This is a genomic window from Bartonella sp. 1-1C (genome assembly GCF_002810325.1).
In the GTDB taxonomy this organism is placed as follows: Bacteria; Pseudomonadota; Alphaproteobacteria; order Rhizobiales; family Rhizobiaceae; genus Bartonella; species Bartonella rochalimae.
Map to the genome: position 1 here is coordinate 175,826 of NZ_CP019489.1, position 25,265 is coordinate 201,090.

Annotated in this window: 1 protein-coding gene; it reads left to right on the top strand. The window is 45.0% G+C overall.

Features of this window, described 5'->3' with window-relative positions; all coding sequences use genetic code 11:
* Positions 1-1,083 precede the first annotated feature (1,083 nt).
* Positions 1,084-24,735 (top strand): YadA-like family protein, encoded by a 23,652-nt coding sequence (locus B11cv2_RS07465; RefSeq protein WP_100692905.1) that lies wholly within the window; start codon positions 1,084-1,086, stop codon positions 24,733-24,735.
* Positions 24,736-25,265: the final 530 nt, after the last annotated feature.

The following is a 25,265-nucleotide window of genomic DNA, read 5'->3' on the forward strand; positions in this document are numbered from 1 at the left end:
TAATAAAAGGATGGAAAACCTAAATAATCATTTTGATAATATCGAAAAGCAAACAAAGCATGATAGTTTAAAATGCAGGGTCCTATGATGTAATGTCATAAGAGAGAAGTAGGACAAATTATCAGTATGATAGACGATAATATAGAAAAAGGCATCTAATGATGCGGTTACAGAAAATCCGCGTTGAAAAAAATCAAAAGGTGGATGATCTTGAAAATACGTTTGATGATTTTGAGAATTCAATTGGTCGAATGGCACTATTCAATATAATAAAGATGAAGATAGCAAGAAAACCAATAAAATCACTTGAGTAGGAGGAGATGCAAATTTTCTTGCTGTGATTGATAATGTTGGCAATGATAAAATTATAAAAGGTTTAAAAGAAGCTATATAATAGATCAACTTTAAAACTAAGCACAACAAAAATACGGTGATGTTAATCCCCATTTATCTTCAGTGTTCAAAAAGGCCTTCCTTTACGCTCTACTGTAACTCCTATCAGAGCTGATTAGAGCGTAAAAAAGACATAAAAATTCACTCTCCAATTCAAATAAATATACTGAATAAGAACAAATAATTCTTGAAATTTTATTCCTTGTGTTCTATGCACTAAAATAAAATACAAGTATAGACAACAAAAAAACTCAATTATATCCAAATTGAGTTCAACATAAAAAACATAAAACAGGAATCAAGATAAACTAATCCCAGAAAACAAAATCACTCTTAAAAAACTATAAAACTTACACAACAACCCTAACCCAAAAATAAAAAAACTACTATGCCACTTTCTACACCAGAAAATAAAAAACTATCTTCCTAAACTTAACCTACAAACCTTAACATAACGTAAATATGTCTTCTTAATATCATTTATCGGAAACTTGGAACAGACTATGAGAAATACTTTGACGAAAACAAACAAAAAAACTCTACATACTTCTCTTAGAAAAGTCTGTATCAAATTCAAAAACCTTTACCTTCCACAAAGATTACAAACTCCACTCTAGGAAAACAGATAGCATCTAAATGTGTCTTTTTGATGTCTAAAATTTATTTTTTATTTTTATTGGGGGATTTCTTATGAAAAGATCGCGTGTTATCTCAAAGGAAAGTGTTTTAAATGATTATCATTTTTCTCGTCGTTCACCTTTGTTGAAAGCCGCTTCATTAGGGACAGCTATGGCAGCACTCTTATCGAGCGTTGCGCCTGTTGTTGCCTCTACTTTAACAGAGCAACAAACAACGATACAAAGTTTACAAAGCCCTAAGGGCAAAGGTATGATCTCCCTAAAAGCTCCTGATAAAGCTTCAAAAGATTCTCGTGGTTCTTCTTTTGCGGGTGGTCGTTATTGTGGTATTGATAATGTCGTTCTTTCTAATTCCTCTGATTCAAGAAAGATAATCAGTGAGGAAAATTATGTAAATCTTGTCACGCATTACCAATTTGATAATTGGTGCTCTCGTGATTTTGGAGTTCGTCAAGCCACTTGGACTGTTGATGGTAGAAATACAGTATTTGATGTATTGGAGACATTACGTGATGATGGTAGTGCGGGACCGGGTTTTGAGGAGACCCCTATTAAAATCGGGTACCTAGCACGGGCGGAACTAAACGGTATTGCCATAGGTAATAACGCAGGTGCTACAAGTAAGTCAGTTGCTTTGGGTTCTTTTGCAGCAAATATAGAATCGTTGTCAGTTGCCGTGGGTTACTCTGCACGCTCTGGTCCCTTCAGTGTTGCGGTGGGTGCAAACGCATTAGCAGAGAAAAAAGGGGTTGTCGCTTTAGGTTCTTCAGCAGGGGGATCTGAGGAATTTGCAATTGCTATAGGTGAAATGGCTAAAGCACGGAGCGAACAGAGTATCGCTTTAGGGTTCAGGGGAAAGGCATTTGGGGATAGCTCAATTGCTATAGGTTGGGATGCTGAAACAGGTTCCGACTATAGTATTGCTTTAGGTCTCAAGGGAATGGCATTTGGGGAAAGCTCAATTGCTATAGGTAAGGAGGCTAAAACAGGTTCCGACTTTAATCCTAAAATAGGCTTCGACTATAGTATTGCTTTGGGGTTCAGGGGAAAGGCATTTGGGGCAGGCTCAATTGCTATAGGTCAGGAGGCTGAAACAGGTTCCGACTATAGTATTGCTTTAGGTGCTGGCGCAAAAGCAAAGGGGGGCGTAACAGAGCATGTAGTTGCAATTGCTATAGGTCAGGATGCTTTAGCAGAGGATCGCTATAGTATCGCTTTAGGTGTCGGCGCAAGAACAATGGAGAACCCCTCAGCAGATCATATGGGTTCAATTGCTATAGGTAAGGATGCTTTCACAAAGGGCGGTCTGGGTATCGCTTTAGGTGTCGGCGCAAGTTCTGGGTACGGTGCAATTGCTATAGGTAAGGATACTTCCGCAAAGGATGACTACAGTATCACTTTAGGTTATGAAGCAGAGACATCTGGGCGAGATTCAGTGGTTATTGGTCACGATGCAAAGGCAAAAGAGGAGTATTCTGTCGCTATTGGTAAAAGTTCAAAAGTTGAGGGAAAGCTTTCGGTCGTTCTAGGTGATAATGCGACCGTTCTTGGGGTGGATAATTCCGCTGCTATAGGTGCTTATTCTGGAGTCCATGTAGAAAATTCGGTTGCTCTGGGCTATTACTCTAAGGTTAAGGAAAGAACAGTTATAGGCGGTTATGATCCTCGGACAAATAAGAATTCAACTGATGATAGTTATATATGGAAATTTAATTACGGGATAGTCTCTATTGCTGATCCTTCTGGAAAAAGATCACGACTACTTACCGGAGTAGCAGCTGGGATAGAGGATTCTGATGCTGTGAATGTTGCTCAATTGAAGGCTCTAAGGGAATGGGTAGAAGGAGGCGGCGATAGTCTTGTACATCAAGAAGCAAGTGAAGATGAGAGCGGCCGGATTACGATAGGTTCGAAAGTTGGTGGGACAGCTGTTGATCTTTCAAACAAAGACAGAGAAGGTCGGACTCTCTCTGGCTTGAAAGATGGGACGCTTTCAGGGAGCTCGACAGAAGCCGTTACAGGCAAACAGCTCTATGCAGTTGATAGCCAGCTTACGGAGACCACACAAAAAGTGACCGATGTAAGCACGAGCGTTACGAAAGTCCAAGGAGATGTTTCTACGATTGCGAAGAATGCTACTGCCTATTTAGGGGGTGGAGCAGACATTCTTGGTGGCAAAGCTCCAACTTATAAGGTTCAGGGTAAGGATCATCATGATATAGGATCGGCATTTGTTGGCGTTGATGGTTCGATTACAGATATTTATTCCAAGATTGCGGGTGTAGCAGAAGGTAACGACCTTATTCATCAAGAAGCAGACGAGCAAGGCAACGGTCGTATTACGATAGGTTCGAAAGTTGGTGGGACAGCTGTTGATCTTTCAAACAAAGACAGAGAAGGTCGGATCCTCTCTGGCTTGAAGGATGGGACGCTTTCAGAGAGCTCGACAGAAGCCGTTACAGGCAAACAGCTTTATGCAGTTGATAGCCAGCTTACGGAGACCACACAAAAAGTGACCGATGTAAGCACGAGCGTTACGAAAGTCCAAGGAGATATCTCGACGATTGCGCAGAATGCTTCTGCCTATTTAGGGGGCGGCTCGGATGTTCTTGGAGGAGAAGCCCCTACCTATAAAGTACAGGGAACAGAACATCATGATGTAGGGTCAGCATTTGTTGGCGTTGATGGTTCGATTACAGATATTTATTCCAAGATTGCGGGTGTAGCAGAAGGTAACGACCTTATTCATCAAGAAGCAGACGAGCAAGGCAACGGTCGTATTACGATAGGTTCGAAAGTTGGTGGGACAGCTGTTGATCTTTCAAACAAAGACAGAGAAGGTCGGATCCTCTCTGGCTTGAAGGATGGGACGCTTTCAGAGAGCTCGACAGAAGCCGTTACAGGCAAACAGCTTTATGCAGTTGATAGCCAGCTTACGGAGACCACACAAAAAGTGACCGATGTAAGCACGAGCGTTACGAAAGTCCAAGGAGATATCTCGACGATTGCGCAGAATGCTTCTGCCTATTTAGGGGGCGGCTCGGATGTTCTTGGAGGAGAAGCCCCTACCTATAAAGTACAGGGAACAGAACATCATGATGTAGGGTCAGCATTTGTTGGCGTTGATGGTTCGATTACAGATATTTATTCCAAGATTGCGGGTGTAGCAGAAGGTAACGACCTTATTCATCAAGAAGCAGACGAGCAAGGCAACGGTCGTATTACGATAGGTTCGAAAGTTGGTGGGACAGCTGTTGATCTTTCAAACAAAGACAGAGAAGGTCGGACTCTCTCTGGCTTGAAGGATGGGACGCTTTCAGAGAGCTCGACAGAAGCCGTTACAGGCAAACAGCTTTATGCAGTTGATAGCCAGCTTACGGAGACCACACAAAAAGTGACCGATGTAAGCACGAGCGTTACGAAAGTCCAAGGAGATATCTCGACGATTGCGCAGAATGCTTCTGCCTATTTAGGGGGCGGCTCGGATGTTCTTGGAGGAGAAGCCCCTACCTATAAAGTACAGGGAACAGAACATCATGATGTAGGGTCAGCATTTGTTGGCGTTGATGGTTCGATTACAGATATTTATTCCAAGATTGCGGGTGTAGCAGAAGGTAACGACCTTATTCATCAAGAAGCAGACGAGCAAGGCAACGGTCGTATTACGATAGGTTCGAAAGTTGGTGGGACAGCTGTTGATCTTTCAAACAAAGACAGAGAAGGTCGGACTCTCTCTGGCTTGAAGGATGGGACGCTTTCAGAGAGCTCGACAGAAGCCGTTACAGGCAAACAGCTTTATGCAGTTGATAGCCAGCTTACGGAGACCACACAAAAAGTGACCGATGTAAGCACGAGCGTTACGAAAGTCCAAGGAGATATCTCGACGATTGCGCAGAATGCTTCTGCCTATTTAGGGGGCGGCTCGGATGTTCTTGGAGGAGAAGCCCCTACCTATAAAGTACAGGGAACAGAACATCATGATGTAGGGTCAGCATTTGTTGGCGTTGATGGTTCGATTACAGATATTTATTCCAAGATTGCGGGTGTAGCAGAAGGTAACGACCTTATTCATCAAGAAGCAGACGAGCAAGGCAACGGTCGTATTACGATAGGTTCGAAAGTTGGTGGGACAGCTGTTGATCTTTCAAACAAAGACAGAGAAGGTCGGATCCTCTCTGGCTTGAAGGATGGGACGCTTTCAGAGAGCTCGACAGAAGCCGTTACAGGCAAACAGCTTTATGCAGTTGATAGCCAGCTTACGGAGACCACACAAAAAGTGACCGATGTAAGCACGAGCGTTACGAAAGTCCAAGGAGATATCTCGACGATTGCGCAGAATGCTTCTGCCTATTTAGGGGGCGGCTCGGATGTTCTTGGAGGAGAAGCCCCTACCTATAAAGTACAGGGAACAGAACATCATGATGTAGGGTCAGCATTTGCAGGAGTTGATGGTTCGATCAGTGATCTTTACTCGCAGATTGCGAATGTAGAAGGAGGCGGCGATAGTCTTGTCCAGCAAGAGAAAGAAGAGAGTGGGAACGGTCGTATTACAATAGGCTCGAAAGTTGGTGGGACAGCTGTTGATCTTTCAAACAAAGACAGAGAAGGTCGGACTCTCTCTGGCTTGAAGGATGGGACGCTTTCAGAGAGCTCGACAGAAGCCGTTACAGGCAAACAGCTTTATGCAGTTGATAGCCAGCTTACGGAGACCACACAAAAAGTGACCGATGTAAGCACGAGCGTTACGAAAGTCCAAGGAGATATCTCGACGATTGCGCAGAATGCTTCTGCCTATTTAGGGGGCGGCTCGGATGTTCTTGGAGGAGAAGCCCCTACCTATAAAGTACAGGGAACAGAACATCATGATGTAGGGTCAGCATTTGTTGGCGTTGATGGTTCGATTACAGATATTTATTCCAAGATTGCGGGTGTAGCAGAAGGTAACGACCTTATTCATCAAGAAGCAGACGAGCAAGGCAACGGTCGTATTACGATAGGTTCGAAAGTTGGTGGGACAGCTGTTGATCTTTCAAACAAAGACAGAGAAGGTCGGATCCTCTCTGGCTTGAAAGATGGGACGCTTTCAGAGAGCTCGACAGAAGCCGTTACAGGCAAACAGCTTTATGCAGTTGATAGCCAGCTTACGGAGACCACACAAAAAGTGACCGATGTAAGCACGAGCGTTACGAAAGTCCAAGGAGATATCTCGACGATTGCGAAGAATGCTTCTGCCTATTTAGGGGGCGGCTCGGATGTTCTTGGAGGAGAAGCCCCTACCTATAAAGTACAGGGAACAGAACATCATGATGTAGGGTCAGCATTTGCAGGAGTTGATGGTTCGATTACAGATATTTATTCCAAGATTGCGGGTGTAGCAGAAGGTAACGACCTTATTCATCAAGAAGCAGACGAGCAAGGCAACGGTCGTATTACGATAGGTTCGAAAGTTGGTGGGACAGCTGTTGATCTTTCAAACAAAGACAGAGAAGGTCGGACTCTCTCTGGCTTGAAGGATGGGACGCTTTCAGAGAGCTCGACAGAAGCCGTTACAGGCAAACAGCTTTATGCAGTTGATAGCCAGCTTACGGAGACCACACAAAAAGTGACCGATGTAAGCACGAGCGTTACGAAAGTCCAAGGAGATATCTCGACGATTGCGCAGAATGCTACTGCCTATTTAGGGGGCGGCTCGGATGTTCTTGGAGGAGAAGCCCCTACCTATAAAGTACAGGGAACAGAACATCATGATGTAGGGTCAGCATTTGTTGGCGTTGATGGTTCGATTACAGATATTTATTCCAAGATTGCGGGTGTAGCAGAAGGTAACGACCTTATTCATCAAGAAGCAGACGAGCAAGGCAACGGTCGTATTACGATAGGTTCGAAAGTTGGTGGGACAGCTGTTGATCTTTCAAACAAAGACAGAGAAGGTCGGATCCTCTCTGGCTTGAAGGATGGGGCACTTTCAGAGAGCTCGACAGAAGCCGTTACAGGCAAACAGCTCTATGCGGTTGATAACCAGCTTACAGAAACGACGGAAAAAGTTGCGAAAGTCCAAGGAGATATCTCGACGATTGCGCAGAATGCTTCTGCCTATTTAGGGGGCGGCTCGGATGTTCTTGGAGGAGAAGCTCCTACCTATAAAGTACAGGGAACAGAACATCATGATGTAGGGTCAGCATTTGCAGGAGTTGATGGTTCGATCAGTGATCTTTACTCGCAGATTGCGAATGTAGAAGGAGGCGGCGATAGTCTTGTCCAGCAAGAGAAAGAAGAGAGTGGGAACGGTCGTATTACAATAGGCTCGAAAGTTGGTGGAACGGAAATCAATCTTTCGAATAAAGACAGAGAAGGTCGGATCCTCTCTGGCTTGAAGGATGGGACGCTTTCAGAGAGCTCGACAGAAGCCGTTACAGGCAAACAGCTCTATGCAGTTGATAATCAGCTTACAGAAACGACGGAAAAAGTTACGAAAGTCCAAGGAGATATCTCGACGATTGCGCAGAATGCTTCTGCCTATTTAGGGGGCGGCTCGGATGTTCTTGGAGGAGAAGCCCCTACCTATAAAGTACAGGGAACAGAACATCATGATGTAGGGTCAGCATTTGCAGGAGTTGATGGTTCGATCAGTGATCTTTACTCGCAGATTGCGAATGTAGAAGGAGGCGGCGATAGTCTTGTCCAGCAAGAGAAAGAAGAGAGTGGGAACGGTCGTATTACAATAGGCTCGAAAGTTGGTGGAACGGAAATCAATCTTTCGAATAAAGACAGAGAAGGTCGGATCCTCTCTGGCTTGAAGGATGGGGCACTTTCAGAGAGCTCGACAGAAGCCGTTACAGGCAAACAGCTCTATGCGGTTGATAACCAGCTTACAGAAACGACGGAAAAAGTTGCGAAAGTCCAAGGAGATATCTCGACGATTGCGCAGAATGCTTCTGCCTATTTAGGGGGCGGCTCGGATGTTCTTGGAGGAGAAGCTCCTACCTATAAAGTACAGGGAACAGAACATCATGATGTAGGGTCAGCATTTGCAGGAGTTGATGGTTCGATCAGTGATCTTTACTCGCAGATTGCGAATGTAGAAGGAGGCGGCGATAGTCTTGTCCAGCAAGAGAAAGAAGAGAGTGGGAACGGTCGTATTACAATAGGCTCGAAAGTTGGTGGAACGGAAATCAATCTTTCGAATAAAGACAGAGAAGGTCGGATCCTCTCTGGCTTGAAGGATGGGACGCTTTCAGAGAGCTCGACAGAAGCCGTTACAGGCAAACAGCTCTATGCAGTTGATAATCAGCTTACAGAAACGACGGAAAAAGTTACGAAAGTCCAAGGAGATATCTCGACGATTGCGCAGAATGCTTCTGCCTATTTAGGGGGCGGCTCGGATGTTCTTGGAGGAGAAGCCCCTACCTATAAAGTACAGGGAACAGAACATCATGATGTAGGGTCAGCATTTGCAGGAGTTGATGGTTCGATCAGTGATCTTTACTCGCAGATTGCGAATGTAGAAGGAGGCGGCGATAGTCTTGTCCAGCAAGAGAAAGAAGAGAGTGGGAACGGTCGTATTACAATAGGCTCGAAAGTTGGTGGAACGGAAATCAATCTTTCGAATAAAGACAGAGAAGGTCGGATCCTCTCTGGCTTGAAAGATGGGACGCTTTCAGAGAGCTCGACAGAAGCCGTTACAGGCAAACAGCTTTATGCAGTTGATAGCCAGCTTACGGAGACCACACAAAAAGTGACCGATGTAAGCACGAGCGTTACGAAAGTCCAAGGAGATATCTCGACGATTGCGAAGAATGCTTCTGCCTATTTAGGGGGCGGCTCGGATGTTCTTGGAGGAGAAGCCCCTACCTATAAAGTACAGGGAACAGAACATCATGATGTAGGGTCAGCATTTGTTGGCGTTGATGGTTCGATTACAGATATTTATTCCAAGATTGCGGGTGTAGCAGAAGGTAACGACCTTATTCATCAAGAAGCAGACGAGCAAGGCAACGGTCGTATTACGATAGGTTCGAAAGTTGGTGGGACAGCTGTTGATCTTTCAAACAAAGACAGAGAAGGTCGGACTCTCTCTGGCTTGAAGGATGGGACGCTTTCAGAGAGCTCGACAGAAGCCGTTACAGGCAAACAGCTTTATGCAGTTGATAGCCAGCTTACGGAGACCACACAAAAAGTGACCGATGTAAGCACGAGCGTTACGAAAGTCCAAGGAGATATCTCGACGATTGCGCAGAATGCTTCTGCCTATTTAGGGGGCGGCTCGGATGTTCTTGGAGGAGAAGCTCCTACCTATAAAGTACAGGGAACAGAACATCATGATGTAGGGTCAGCATTTGCAGGAGTTGATGGTTCGATCAGTGATCTTTACTCGCAGATTGCGAATGTAGAAGGAGGCGGCGATAGTCTTGTCCAGCAAGAGAAAGAAGAGAGTGGGAACGGTCGTATTACAATAGGCTCGAAAGTTGGTGGAACGGAAATCAATCTTTCGAATAAAGACAGAGAAGGTCGGATCCTCTCTGGCTTGAAGGATGGGACGCTTTCAGAGAGCTCGACAGAAGCCGTTACAGGCAAACAGCTCTATGCAGTTGATAATCAGCTTACAGAAACGACGGAAAAAGTTACGAAAGTCCAAGGAGATATCTCGACGATTGCGAAGAATGCTACTGCCTATTTAGGGGGTGGCTCGGATGTTCTTGTAGGTATAGCTCCTACCTATAAAGTACAGGGAACAGAACATCATGATGTAGGGTCAGCATTTGCAGGAGTTGATGGTTCGATCAGTGATCTTTACTCGCAGATTGCGAATGTAGAAGGAGGCGGCGATAGTCTTGTTCAGCAAGAGAAAGAAGAGAGTGGGAACGGTCGTATTACAATAGGCTCGAAAGTTGGTGGAACGGAAATCAATCTTTCGAATAAAGACAGAGAAGGTCGGATCCTCTCTGGCTTGAAGGATGGGACGCTTTCAGAGAGCTCGACAGAAGCCGTTACAGGCAAACAGCTCTATGCAGTTGATAATCAGCTTACAGAAACGACGGAAAAAGTTACGAAAGTCCAAGGAGATATCTCGACGATCGCGAAGAATGCTACTGCCTATTTAGGGGGTGGCTCGGATGTTCTTGTAGGTATAGCTCCTACCTATAAAGTACAGGGAACAGAACATCATGATGTAGGGTCAGCATTTGTAGATGTTGATGGTTCGATCAGTGATCTTTACTCGCAGATTGCGAATGTAGAAGGAGGCGGCGATAGTCTTGTCCAGCAAGAGAAAGAAGAGAGTGGGAACGGTCGTATTACAATAGGCTCGAAAGTTGGTGGAACGGAAATCAATCTTTCGAATAAAGACAGAGAAGGTCGGATCCTCTCTGGCTTGAAGGATGGGGCGCTTTCAGAGAGCTCGACAGAAGCCGTTACAGGCAAACAGCTCTATGCGGTTGATAACCAGCTTACAGAAACGACGGAAAAAGTTACGAAAGTCCAAGGAGATATCTCGACGATTGCGAAGAATGCTACTGCCTATTTAGGGGGCGGCTCGGATGTTCTTGTAGGTATAGCTCCTACCTATAAAGTACAGGGAACAGAACATCATGATGTAGGGTCAGCATTTGCAGGAGTTGATGGTTCGATCAGTGATCTTTACTCGCAGATTGCGAATGTAGAAGGAGGCGGCGATAGTCTTGTCCAGCAAGAGAAAGAAGAGAGTGGGAACGGTCGTATTACAATAGGCTCGAAAGTTGGTGGAACGGAAATCAATCTTTCGAATAAAGACAGAGAAGGTCGGATCCTCTCTGGCTTGAAGGATGGGACGCTTTCAGAGAGCTCGACAGAAGCCGTTACAGGCAAACAGCTCTATGCAGTTGATAATCAGCTTACAGAAACGACGGAAAAAGTTACGAAAGTCCAAGGAGATATCTCGACGATTGCGCAGAATGCTACTGCCTATTTAGGGGGTGGCTCGGATGTTCTTGTAGGTATAGCTCCTACCTATAAAGTACAGGGAACAGAACATCATGATGTAGGGTCAGCATTTGTAGATGTTGATGGTTCGATCAGTGATCTTTACTCGCAGATTGCGAATGTAGAAGGAGGCGGCGATAGTCTTGTCCAGCAAGAGAAAGAAGAGAGTGGGAACGGTCGTATTACAATAGGCTCGAAAGTTGGTGGAACGGAAATCAATCTTTCGAATAAAGACAGAGAAGGTCGGATCCTCTCTGGCTTGAAGGATGGGGCGCTTTCAGAGAGCTCGACAGAAGCCGTTACAGGCAAACAGCTCTATGCGGTTGATAACCAGCTTACAGAAACGACGGAAAAAGTTACGAAAGTCCAAGGAGATATCTCGACGATTGCGAAGAATGCTACTGCCTATTTAGGGGGCGGCTCGGATGTTCTTGTAGGTATAGCTCCTACCTATAAAGTACAGGGAACAGAACATCATGATGTAGGGTCAGCATTTGCAGGAGTTGATGGTTCGATCAGTGATCTTTACTCGCAGATTGCGAATGTAGAAGGAGGCGGCGATAGTCTTGTCCAGCAAGAGAAAGAAGAGAGTGGGAACGGTCGTATTACAATAGGCTCGAAAGTTGGTGGAACGGAAATCAATCTTTCGAATAAAGACAGAGAAGGTCGGATCCTCTCTGGCTTGAAGGATGGGACGCTTTCAGAGAGCTCGACAGAAGCCGTTACAGGCAAACAGCTCTATGCAGTTGATAATCAGCTTACAGAAACGACGGAAAAAGTTACGAAAGTCCAAGGAGATATCTCGACGATTGCGCAGAATGCTACTGCCTATTTAGGGGGTGGCTCGGATGTTCTTGTAGGTATAGCTCCTACCTATAAAGTACAGGGAACAGAACATCATGATGTAGGGTCAGCATTTGTAGATGTTGATGGTTCGATCAGTGATCTTTACTCGCAGATTGCGAATGTAGAAGGAGGCGGCGATAGTCTTGTCCAGCAAGAGAAAGAAGAGAGTGGGAACGGTCGTATTACAATAGGCTCGAAAGTTGGTGGAACGGAAATCAATCTTTCGAATAAAGACAGAGAAGGTCGGATCCTCTCTGGCTTGAAGGATGGGACGCTTTCAGAGAGCTCGACAGAAGCCGTTACAGGCAAACAGCTCTATGCAGTTGATAATCAGCTTACAGAAACGACGGAAAAAGTTACGAAAGTCCAAGGAGATATCTCGACGATTGCGAAGAATGCTACTGCCTATTTAGGGGGTGGCTCGGATGTTCTTGTAGGTATAGCTCCTACCTATAAAGTACAGGGAACAGAACATCATGATGTAGGGTCAGCATTTGCAGGAGTTGATGGTTCGATCAGTGATCTTTACTCGCAGATTGCGAATGTAGAAGGAGGCGGCGATAGTCTTGTTCAGCAAGAGAAAGAAGAGAGTGGGAACGGTCGTATTACAATAGGCTCGAAAGTTGGTGGAACGGAAATCAATCTTTCGAATAAAGACAGAGAAGGTCGGATCCTCTCTGGCTTGAAGGATGGGACGCTTTCAGAGAGCTCGACAGAAGCCGTTACAGGCAAACAGCTCTATGCAGTTGATAATCAGCTTACAGAAACGACGGAAAAAGTTACGAAAGTCCAAGGAGATATCTCGACGATCGCGAAGAATGCTACTGCCTATTTAGGGGGTGGCTCGGATGTTCTTGTAGGTATAGCTCCTACCTATAAAGTACAGGGAACAGAACATCATGATGTAGGGTCAGCATTTGTAGATGTTGATGGTTCGATCAGTGATCTTTACTCGCAGATTGCGAATGTAGAAGGAGGCGGCGATAGTCTTGTCCAGCAAGAGAAAGAAGAGAGTGGGAACGGTCGTATTACAATAGGCTCGAAAGTTGGTGGAACGGAAATCAATCTTTCGAATAAAGACAGAGAAGGTCGGATCCTCTCTGGCTTGAAGGATGGGGCGCTTTCAGAGAGCTCGACAGAAGCCGTTACAGGCAAACAGCTCTATGCGGTTGATAACCAGCTTACAGAAACGACGGAAAAAGTTACGAAAGTCCAAGGAGATATCTCGACGATTGCGAAGAATGCTACTGCCTATTTAGGGGGCGGCTCGGATGTTCTTGTAGGTATAGCTCCTACCTATAAAGTACAGGGAACAGAACATCATGATGTAGGGTCAGCATTTGCAGGAGTTGATGGTTCGATCAGTGATCTTTACTCGCAGATTGCGAATGTAGAAGGAGGCGGCGATAGTCTTGTCCAGCAAGAGAAAGAAGAGAGTGGGAACGGTCGTATTACAATAGGCTCGAAAGTTGGTGGAACGGAAATCAATCTTTCGAATAAAGACAGAGAAGGTCGGATCCTCTCTGGCTTGAAGGATGGGACGCTTTCAGAGAGCTCGACAGAAGCCGTTACAGGCAAACAGCTCTATGCAGTTGATAATCAGCTTACAGAAACGACGGAAAAAGTTACGAAAGTCCAAGGAGATATCTCGACGATTGCGCAGAATGCTACTGCCTATTTAGGGGGTGGCTCGGATGTTCTTGTAGGTATAGCTCCTACCTATAAAGTACAGGGAACAGAACATCATGATGTAGGGTCAGCATTTGTAGATGTTGATGGTTCGATCAGTGATCTTTACTCGCAGATTGCGAATGTAGAAGGAGGCGGCGATAGTCTTGTCCAGCAAGAGAAAGAAGAGAGTGGGAACGGTCGTATTACAATAGGCTCGAAAGTTGGTGGAACGGAAATCAATCTTTCGAATAAAGACAGAGAAGGTCGGATCCTCTCTGGCTTGAAGGATGGGACGCTTTCAGAGAGCTCGACAGAAGCCGTTACAGGCAAACAGCTCTATGCAGTTGATAGCCAGCTTACGGAGACCACACAAACTGTTGAAGGTTTGTCCATGAGCATGGATAAAGTTGAAGGGGATATTTCCACAATTGCACAGAATGCTACTGCCTATTTAGGGGGTGGCTCGGATGTTCTTGTAGGTATAGCTCCTACCTATAAAGTACAGGGAACAGAACATCATGATGTAGGGTCAGCATTTGCAGGAGTTGATGGTTCGATCAGTGATCTTTACTCGCAGATTGCGAATGTAGAAGGAGGCGGCGATAGTCTTGTCCAGCAAGAGAAAGAAGAGAGTGGGAACGGTCGTATTACAATAGGCTCGAAAGTTGGTGGAACGGAAATCAATCTTTCGAATAAAGACAGAGAAGGTCGGATCCTCTCTGGCTTGAAGGATGGGACGCTTTCAGAGAGCTCGACAGAAGCCGTTACAGGCAAACAGCTCTATGCAGTTGATAATCAGCTTACAGAAACGACGGAAAAAGTTACGAAAGTCCAAGGAGATATCTCGACGATTGCGCAGAATGCTTCTGCCTATTTAGGGGGTGGCTCGAATGTTCTTGGAGGAGAAGCCCCTACCTATAAAGTACAGGGAACAGAACATCATGATGTAGGGTCAGCATTTGCAGGAGTTGATGGTTCGATCAGTGATCTTTACTCGCAGATTGCGAATGTAGAAGGAGGCGGCGATAGTCTTGTCCAGCAAGAGAAAGAAGAGAGTGGGAACGGTCGTATTACAATAGGCTCGAAAGTTGGTGGAACGGAAATCAATCTTTCGAATAAAGACAGAGAAGGTCGGATCCTCTCTGGCTTGAAGGATGGGGCGCTTTCAGAGAGCTCGACAGAAGCCGTTACAGGCAAACAGCTCTATGCGGTTGATAATCAGCTTACGGAGACCACACAAACTGTTGAAGGTTTGTCCATGAGCATGGATAAAGTTGAAGGGGATATTTCCACAATTGCACAGAATGCTTCTGCCTATTTAGGGGGTGGCTCGAATGTTCTTGGAGGAGAAGCTCCTACCTATAAAGTACAGGGAACAGAACATCATGATGTAGGGTCAGCATTTGCAGGAGTTGATGGTTCGATCAGTGATCTTTACTCGCAGATTGCGAATGTAGAAGGAGGCGGCGATAATCTTGTCCAGCAAGAGAAAGAAGAGAGTGGGAACGGTCGTATTACAATAGGCTCGAAAGTTGGTGGAACGGAAATCAATCTTTCGAATAAAGACAGAGAAGGTCGGATCCTCTCTGGCTTGAAGGATGGGGCACTTTCAGAGAGCTCGACAGAAGCCGTTACAGGCAAACAGCTCTATGCGGTTGATAACCAGCTTACAGAAACGACGGAAAAAGTTACGAAAGTCCAAGGAGATATCTCGACGATTGCGCAGAATGCTACTGCCTATTTAGGGGGCGGCTCGGATGTTCTTGGAGGAGAAGCCCCTACCTATAAAGTACAGGGAACAGAACATCATGATGTAGGGTCAGCATTTGCAGGAGTTGATGGTTCGATCAGTGATCTTTACTCGCAGATTGCGAATGTAGAAGGAGGCGGCGATAGTCTTGTCCAGCAAGAGAAAGAAGAGAGTGGGAACGGTCGTATTACAATAGGCTCGAAAGTTGGTGGAACGGAAATCAATCTTTCGAATAAAGACAGAGAAGGTCGGATCCTCTCTGGCTTGAAGGATGGGACGCTTTCAGAGAGCTCGACAGAAGCCGTTACAGGCAAACAGCTCTATGCAGTTGATAATCAGCTTACAGAAACGACGGAAAAAGTTACGAAAGTCCAAGGAGATATCTCGACGATTGCGCAGAATGCTTCTGCCTATTTAGGGGGTGGCTCGAATGTTCTTGGAGGAGAAGCCCCTACCTATAAAGTACAGGGAACAGAACATCATGATGTAGGGTCAGCATTTGCAGGAGTTGATGGTTCGATCAGTGATCTTTACTCGCAGATTGCGAATGTAGAAGGAGGCGGCGATAGTCTTGTCCAGCAAGAGAAAGAAGAGAGTGGGAACGGTCGTATTACAATAGGCTCGAAAGTTGGTGGAACGGAAATCAATCTTTCGAATAAAGACAGAGAAGGTCGGATCCTCTCTGGCTTGAAGGATGGGGCGCTTTCAGAGAGCTCGACAGAAGCCGTTACAGGCAAACAGCTCTATGCGGTTGATAATCAGCTTACGGAGACCACACAAACTGTTGAAGGTTTGTCCATGAGCATGGATAAAGTTGAAGGGGATATTTCCACAATTGCGCAGAATGCTTCTGCCTATTTAGGGGGCGGCTCGGATGTTCTTGGAGGAGAAGCTCCTACCTATAAAGTACAGGGAACAGAACATCATGATGTAGGGTCAGCATTTGCAGGAGTTGATGGTTCGATCAGTGATCTTTACTCGCAGATTGCGAATGTAGAAGGAGGCGGCGATAGTCTTGTCCAGCAAGAGAAAGAAGAGAGTGGGAACGGTCGTATTACAATAGGCTCGAAAGTTGGTGGAACGGAAATCAATCTTTCGAATAAAGACAGAGAAGGTCGGATCCTCTCTGGCTTGAAGGATGGGGCACTTTCAGAGAGCTCGACAGAAGCCGTTACAGGCAAACAGCTCTATGCGGTTGATAATCAGCTTACGGAGACCACACAAACTGTTGAAGGTTTGTCCATGAGCATGGATAAAGTTGAAGGGGATATTTCCACAATTGCACAGAATGCTTCTGCCTATTTAGGGGGTGGCTCGAATGTTCTTGGAGGAGAAGCTCCTACCTATAAAGTACAGGGAACAGAACATCATGATGTAGGGTCAGCATTTGCAGGAGTTGATGGTTCGATCAGTGATCTTTACTCGCAGATTGCGAATGTAGAAGGAGGCGGCGATAATCTTGTCCAGCAAGAGAAAGAAGAGAGTGGGAACGGTCGTATTACAATAGGCTCGAAAGTTGGTGGAACGGAAATCAATCTTTCGAATAAAGACAGAGAAGGTCGGATCCTCTCTGGCTTGAAGGATGGGGCACTTTCAGAGAGCTCGACAGAAGCCGTTACAGGCAAACAGCTCTATGCGGTTGATAACCAGCTTACAGAAACGACGGAAAAAGTTACGAAAGTCCAAGGAGATATCTCGACGATTGCGCAGAATGCTACTGCCTATTTAGGGGGCGGCTCGGATGTTCTTGGAGGAGAAGCCCCTACCTATAAAGTACAGGGAACAGAACATCATGATGTAGGGTCAGCATTTGCAGGAGTTGATGGTTCGATCAGTGATCTTTACTCGCAGATTGCGAATGTAGAAGGAGGCGGCGATAGTCTTGTCCAGCAAGAGAAAGAAGAGAGTGGGAACGGTCGTATTACAATAGGCTCGAAAGTTGGTGGAACGGAAATCAATCTTTCGAATAAAGACAGAGAAGGTCGGATCCTCTCTGGCTTGAAGGATGGGACGCTTTCAGAGAGCTCGACAGAAGCCGTTACAGGCAAACAGCTCTATGCGGTTGATAACCAGCTTACAGAAACGACGGAAAAAGTTGCGAAAGTCCAAGGAGATATCTCGACGATTGCGAAGAATGCTACTGCCTATTTAGGGGGTGGCTCGGATGTTCTTGTAGGTATAGCTCCTACCTATAAAGTACAGGGAACAGAACATCATGATGTAGGGTCAGCATTTGTAGATGTTGATGGTTCGATCAGTGATCTTTACTCGCAGATTGCGAATGTAGAAGGAGGCGGCGATAGTCTTGTCCAGCAAGAGAAAGAAGAGAGTGGGAACGGTCGTATTACAATAGGCTCGAAAGTTGGTGGAACGGAAATCAATCTTTCGAATAAAGACAGAGAAGGTCGGATCCTCTCTGGCTTGAAGGATGGGGCGCTTTCAGAGAGCTCGACAGAAGCCGTTACAGGCAAACAGCTCTATGCGGTTGATAATCAGCTTACGGAGACCACACAAACTGTTGAAGGTTTGTCCATGAGCATGGATAAAGTTGAAGGGGATATTTCCACAATTGCACAGAATGCTTCTGCCTATTTAGGGGGTGGCTCGAATGTTCTTGGAGGAGAAGCTCCTACCTATAAAGTACAGGGAACAGAACATCATGATGTAGGGTCAGCATTTGTAGATGTTGATGGTTCGATCAGTGATCTTTACTCGCAGATTGCGAATGTAGAAGGAGGCGGCGATAGTCTTGTCCAGCAAGAGAAAGAAGAGAGTGGGAACGGTCGTATTACAATAGGCTCGAAAGTTGGTGGAACGGAAATCAATCTTTCGAATAAAGACAGAGAAGGTCGGATCCTCTCTGGCTTGAAGGATGGGGCGCTTTCAGAGAGCTCGACAGAAGCCGTTACAGGCAAACAGCTCTATGCGGTTGATAATCAGCTTACGGAGACCACACAAACTGTTGAAGGTTTGTCCATGAGCATGGATAAAGTTGAAGGGGATATTTCCACAATTGCACAGAATGCTTCTGCCTATTTAGGGGGTGGCTCGAATGTTCTTGGAGGAGAAGCTCCTACCTATAAAGTACAGGGAACAGAACATCATGATGTAGGGTCAGCATTTGCAGGAGTTGATGGTTCGATCAGTGATCTTTACTCGCAGATTGCGAATGTAGAAGGAGGCGGCGATAGTCTTGTCCAGCAAGAGAAAGAAGAGAGTGGGAACGGTCGTATTACAATAGGCTCGAAAGTTGGTGGAACGGAAATCAATCTTTCGAATAAAGACAGAGAAGGTCGGATCCTCTCTGGCTTGAAGGATGGGACGCTTTCAGAGAGCTCGACAGAAGCCGTTACAGGCAAACAACTCTATGCGGTTGATAATCAGCTTACGGAGACCACACAAACTGTTGAAGGTTTGTCCATGAGCATGGATAAAGTTGAAGGGGATATTTCCACAATTGCACAGAATGCTTCTGCCTATTTAGGGGGTGGCTCGAATGTTCTTGGAGGAGAAGCTCCTACCTATAAAGTACAGGGAACAGAACATCATGATGTAGGGTCAGCATTTGCAGGAGTTGATGGTTCGATCAGTGATCTTTACTCGCAGATTGCGAATGTAGAAGGAGGCGGCGATAATCTTGTCCAGCAAGAGAAAGAAGAGAGTGGGAACGGTCGTATTACAATAGGCTCGAAAGTTGGTGGAACGGAAATCAATCTTTCGAATAAAGACAGAGAAGGTCGGATCCTCTCTGGCTTGAAGGATGGGGCACTTTCAGAGAGCTCGACAGAAGCCGTTACAGGCAAACAGCTCTATGCGGTTGATAACCAGCTTACAGAAACGACGGAAAAAGTTACGAAAGTCCAAGGAGATATCTCGACGATTGCGCAGAATGCTTCTGCCTATTTAGGGGGCGGCTCGGATGTTCTTGGAGGAGAAGCCCCTACCTATAAAGTACAGGGAACAGAACATCATGATGTAGGGTCAGCATTTGCAGGAGTTGATGGTTCGATCAGTGATCTTTACTCGCAGATTGCGAATGTAGAAGGAGGCGGCGATAGTCTTGTCCAGCAAGAGAAAGAAGAGAGTGGGAACGGTCGTATTACAATAGGCTCGAAAGTTGGTGGAACGGAAATCAATCTTTCGAATAAAGACAGAGAAGGTCGGATCCTCTCTGGCTTGAAGGATGGGACGCTTTCAGAGAGCTCGACAGAAGCCGTTACAGGCAAACAGCTCTATGCAGTTGATAATCAGCTTACAGAAACGACGGAAAAAGTTACGAAAGTCCAAGGAGATATCTCGACGATTGCGCAGAATGCTTCTGCCTATTTAGGGGGTGGCTCGAATGTTCTTGGAGGAGAAGCCCCTACCTATAAAGTACAGGGAACAGAACATCATGATGTAGGGTCAGCATTTGCAGGAGTTGATGGTTCGATCAGTGATCTTTACTCGCAGATTGCGAATGTAGAAGGAGGCGGCGATAGTCTTGTCCAGCAAGAGAAAGAAGAGAGTGGGAACGGTCGTATTACAATAGGCTCGAAAGTTGGTGGAACGGAAATCAATCTTTCGAATAAAGACAGAGAAGGTCGGATCCTCTCTGGCTTGAAGGATGGGGCGCTTTCAGAGAGCTCGACAGAAGCCGTTACAGGCAAACAGCTCTATGCGGTTGATAACCAGCTTACAGAAACGACGGAAAAAGTTACGAAAGTCCAAGGAGATATCTCGACGATTGCGCAGAATGCTACTGCCTATTTAGGGGGCGGCTCGGATGTTCTTGTAGGTATAGCTCCTACCTATAAAGTACAGGGAACAGAACATCATGATGTAGGGTCAGCATTTGCAGGAGTTGATGGTTCGATCAGTGATCTTTACTCGCAGATTGCGAATGTAGAAGGAGGCGGCGATAGTCTTGTTCAGCAAGAGAAAGAAGAGAGTGGGAACGGTCGTATTACAATAGGCTCGAAAGTTGGTGGAACGGAAATCAATCTTTCGAATAAAGACAGAGAAGGTCGGATCCTCTCTGGCTTGAAGGATGGGACGCTTTCAGAGAGCTCGACAGAAGCCGTTACAGGCAAACAGCTCTATGCAGTTGATAATCAGCTTACAGAAACGACGGAAAAAGTTACGAAAGTCCAAGGAGATATCTCGACGATTGCGAAGAATGCTACTGCCTATTTAGGGGGTGGCTCGGATGTTCTTGTAGGTATAGCTCCTACCTATAAAGTACAGGGAACAGAACATCATGATGTAGGGTCAGCATTTGTAGATGTTGATGGTTCGATCAGTGATCTTTACTCGCAGATTGCGAATGTAGAAGGAGGCGGCGATAGTCTTGTCCAGCAAGAGAAAGAAGAGAGTGGGAACGGTCGTATTACAATAGGCTCGAAAGTTGGTGGAACGGAAATCAATCTTTCGAATAAAGACAGAGAAGGTCGGATCCTCTCTGGCTTGAAGGATGGGACGCTTTCAGAGAGCTCGACAGAAGCCGTTACAGGCAAACAGCTCTATGCAGTTGATAATCAGCTTACAGAAACGACGGAAAAAGTTACGAAAGTCCAAGGAGATATCTCGACGATTGCGAAGAATGCTACTGCCTATTTAGGGGGTGGCTCGGATGTTCTTGTAGGTATAGCTCCTACCTATAAAGTACAGGGAACAGAACATCATGATGTAGGGTCAGCATTTGTAGATGTTGATGGTTCGATCAGTGATCTTTACTCGCAGATTGCGAATGTAGAAGGAGGCGGCGATAGTCTTGTCCAGCAAGAGAAAGAAGAGAGTGGGAACGGTCGTATTACAATAGGCTCGAAAGTTGGTGGAACGGAAATCAATCTTTCGAATAAAGACAGAGAAGGTCGGATCCTCTCTGGCTTGAAGGATGGGACGCTTTCAGAGAGCTCGACAGAAGCCGTTACAGGCAAACAGCTCTATGCAGTTGATAATCAGCTTACAGAAACGACGGAAAAAGTTACGAAAGTCCAAGGAGATGTTTCTACGATTGCGAAGAATGCTACTGCCTATTTAGGGGGTGGCTCGGATGTTCTTGGAGGAGAAGCCCCTACCTATAAAGTACAGGGAACAGAACATCATGATGTAGGGTCAGCATTTGCAGGAGTTGATGGTTCGATCAGTGATCTTTACTCGCAGATTGCGAATGTAGAAGGAGGCGGCGATAGTCTTGTCCAGCAAGAGAAAGAAGAGAGTGGGAACGGTCGTATTACAATAGGCTCGAAAGTTGGTGGAACGGAAATCAATCTTTCGAATAAAGACAGAGAAGGTCGGATCCTCTCTGGCTTGAAGGATGGGACGCTTTCAGAGAGCTCGACAGAAGCCGTTACAGGCAAACAACTCTATGCAGTTGATAGCCAGCTTACGGAGACCACACAAACTGTTGAAGGTTTGTCCATGAGCATGGATAAAGTTGAAGGGGATATTTCCACAATTGCGCAGAATGCTTCTGCCTATTTAGGGGGTGGCTCGAATGTTCTTGTAGGTATAGCTCCTACCTATAAAGTACAGGGAACAGAACATCATGATGTAGGGTCAGCATTTGTAGATGTTGATGGTTCGATCAGTGATCTTTACTCGCAGATTGCGAATGTAGAAGGAGGCGGCGATAGTCTTGTCCAGCAAGAGAAAGAAGAGAGTGGGAACGGTCGTATTACAATAGGCTCGAAAGTTGGTGGAACGGAAATCAATCTTTCGAATAAAGACAGAGAAGGTCGGATCCTCTCTGGCTTGAAGGATGGGGCGCTTTCAGAGAGCTCGACAGAAGCCGTTACAGGCAAACAGCTCTATGCGGTTGATAACCAGCTTACGGAGACCACACAAACTGTTGAAGGTTTGTCCATGAGCATGGATAAAGTTGAAGGGGATATTTCCACAATTGCACAGAATGCTTCTGCCTATTTAGGGGGTGGCTCGAATGTTCTTGGAGGAGAAGCCCCTACCTATAAAGTACAGGGAACAGAACATCATGATGTAGGGTCAGCATTTGCAGGAGTTGATGGTTCGATCAGTGATCTTTACTCGCAGATTGCGAATGTAGAAGGAGGCGGCGATAGTCTTGTCCAGCAAGAGAAAGAAGAGAGTGGGAACGGTCGTATTACAATAGGCTCGAAAGTTGGTGGAACGGAAATCAATCTTTCGAATAAAGACAGAGAAGGTCGGATCCTCTCTGGCTTGAAGGATGGGACGCTTTCAGAGAGCTCGACAGAAGCCGTTACAGGCAAACAACTCTATGCAGTTGATAGCCAGCTTACGGAGACCACACAAACTGTTGAAGGTTTGTCCATGAGCATGGATAAAGTTGAAGGGGATATTTCCACAATTGCGCAGAATGCTTCTGCCTATTTAGGGGGTGGCTCGAATGTTCTTGGAGGAGAAGCTCCTACCTATAAAGTACAGGGAACAGAACATCATGATGTAGGGTCAGCATTTGCAGGAGTTGATGGTTCGATCAGTGATCTTTACTCGCAGATTGCGAATGTAGAAGGAGGCGGCGATAGTCTTGTCCAGCAAGAGAAAGAAGAGAGTGGGAACGGTCGTATTACAATAGGCTCGAAAGTTGGTGGAACGGAAATCAATCTTTCGAATAAAGACAGAGAAGGTCGGATCCTCTCTGGCTTGAAGGATGGGGCGCTTTCAGAGAGCTCGACAGAAGCCGTTACAGGCAAACAGCTCTATGCGGTTGATAATCAGCTTACGGAGACCACACAAACTGTTGAAGGTTTGTCCATGAGCATGGATAAAGTTGAAGGGGATATTTCCACAATTGCACAGAATGCTTCTGCCTATTTAGGGGGTGGCTCGAATGTTCTTGGAGGAGAAGCCCCTACCTATAAAGTACAGGGAACAGAACATCATGATGTAGGGTCAGCATTTGCAGGAGTTGATGGTTCGATCAGTGATCTTTACTCGCAGATTGCGAATGTAGAAGGAGGCGGCGATAATCTTGTCCAGCAAGAGAAAGAAGAGAGTGGGAACGGTCGTATTACAATAGGCTCGAAAGTTGGTGGAACGGAAATCAATCTTTCGAATAAAGACAGAGAAGGTCGGATCCTCTCTGGCTTGAAGGATGGGGCACTTTCAGAGAGCTCGACAGAAGCCGTTACAGGCAAACAGCTTTATGCGGTTGATAATCAGCTTACGGAGACCACACAAACTGTTGAAGGTTTGTCCATGAGCATGGATAAAGTTGAAGGGGATATTTCCACAATTGCGCAGAATGCTTCTGCCTATTTAGGGGGCGGCTCGAATGTTCTTGGAGGTATAGCGCCGACTTATACAGTTCAAGGGAATGATTATAATAATGTAGGTGAAGCGTTTTCTGGTGTTGATACGACATTGACAAAGATTCAACAAGAGATGACTGAAAATACGGAAAGCGCTGCACAAAATAGCTTATTGTGGAGTGATAGTGAGCAGGCTTTTGTTGCACGTCATGGTGAAAAAGGACAAGAAAAAACGAATAGTAAACTTAAGTTTCTTCTTGATGGGGAGATAGCAGAGGGTTCGACTGAGGCTATCACAGGAGCTCAGCTTTATGAAACAAATACAAAACTTGCTGACTATTTAGGCGGTGGGGCTGGATATAAAGATGGTGTGTGGACTACTCCAACATTTAATATTATTCAATTCAATTTTGGTGATAAAGCTGATGGCCTAGGATATCAATCGTATAATAGTGTAGCTGATGCTTTTGGTGGTGTTAATAAAAGTCTGGGAGACTTGAATAACCGTTTAGGTAATGTTGAAAATCAGACAGAGAATGATGTTATAAAATGGAATGACGAGAAAAAGGCATATGATGCAAACCATAACGGTAAAGAAGCAAAAATTACTGGTGTGGCAGATGGTAAAGTAGAAAAGGGCTCTAGTGAAGCAGTTACAGGGAATCAGCTTTGGGAGACGAATCAAAGAGTTGAGGATCTTGAAAATAAGTTTGACAAAACAACTGCTCAAATGACAGAAGGAGCTGTTCAATATGATAAAGATAAAGATGGCAAGAAAACGAATAAAGTCACGTTATCAGGAGGGGATACAAGTGCACCTGTTGTGATTGATAATGTTGGAGATGGTAAAGTTGAGAAAGGTTCGAAAGAAGCTATTAATGGGGGACAATTGTATGAAAAAATGGCAGTTGTTCTTGATGATTCAAAAAAGTATACCGATGAAAAGATACAGGAAGCAAAAGATTACACTGACATGAAGTTTGAGAGCCTAAATTATAATATTGAGGGCGTAAAAAAAGAGGCAAGACAAGCAGCAGCTATTGGTTTAGCGGCAGCAAACCTCCGTTATAACGAAATGCCTGGAAAACTAAGTATCGCAATTGGTAGTGGCCTATGGCGTAATCAATCTGCCTTTGCTTTTGGTGCTGGCTATACGTCTGAAAATGGTAATATACGCTCTAATATTTCTGTAACAAACTCAGGCAACAATTGGGGTATAGGTGGAGGTATACAATTCACACTTAACTAACAGCTACAATAAAAGCTAATTCTTGAATAACTTCATAAAAAAACCTTCACTTTGGAATCAGAAGTGAAGGTTTTTTTATAAATTTTGGCAAAAAAATGTCAAAAAACATAAAAAAAAGAATAAAACACAAAAAAATACTTGAGATTTCCTTTTTTATGTTCTATTAACACATAATGCTAACAACAATAGGAACAATAAAAACCTATTGTTAATTTCTATAATATATATTTAAAAACCACTCTTAATTAACTTAAACCAAAAAAACAACTCACCTCTTAAAAAATCAAACTTATAAAAACACAATGAAAGCCAATAAAACAAAATTATGTCTTTTTAATGTCAGGCACCCTAAATAAAAAACTTTTATAAAACACAATAAACCCCAAAACGACAAAAACACTACAGAGCAAAAACTACAACCTTATCAATTAAAGAACTATCAAAATGACTACTACTCTACCTCAATCATCCTAATAACCTCTAAATGTGTCTTTTTGATGTCTAAAATTTATTTTTATTGGAATTGGAGG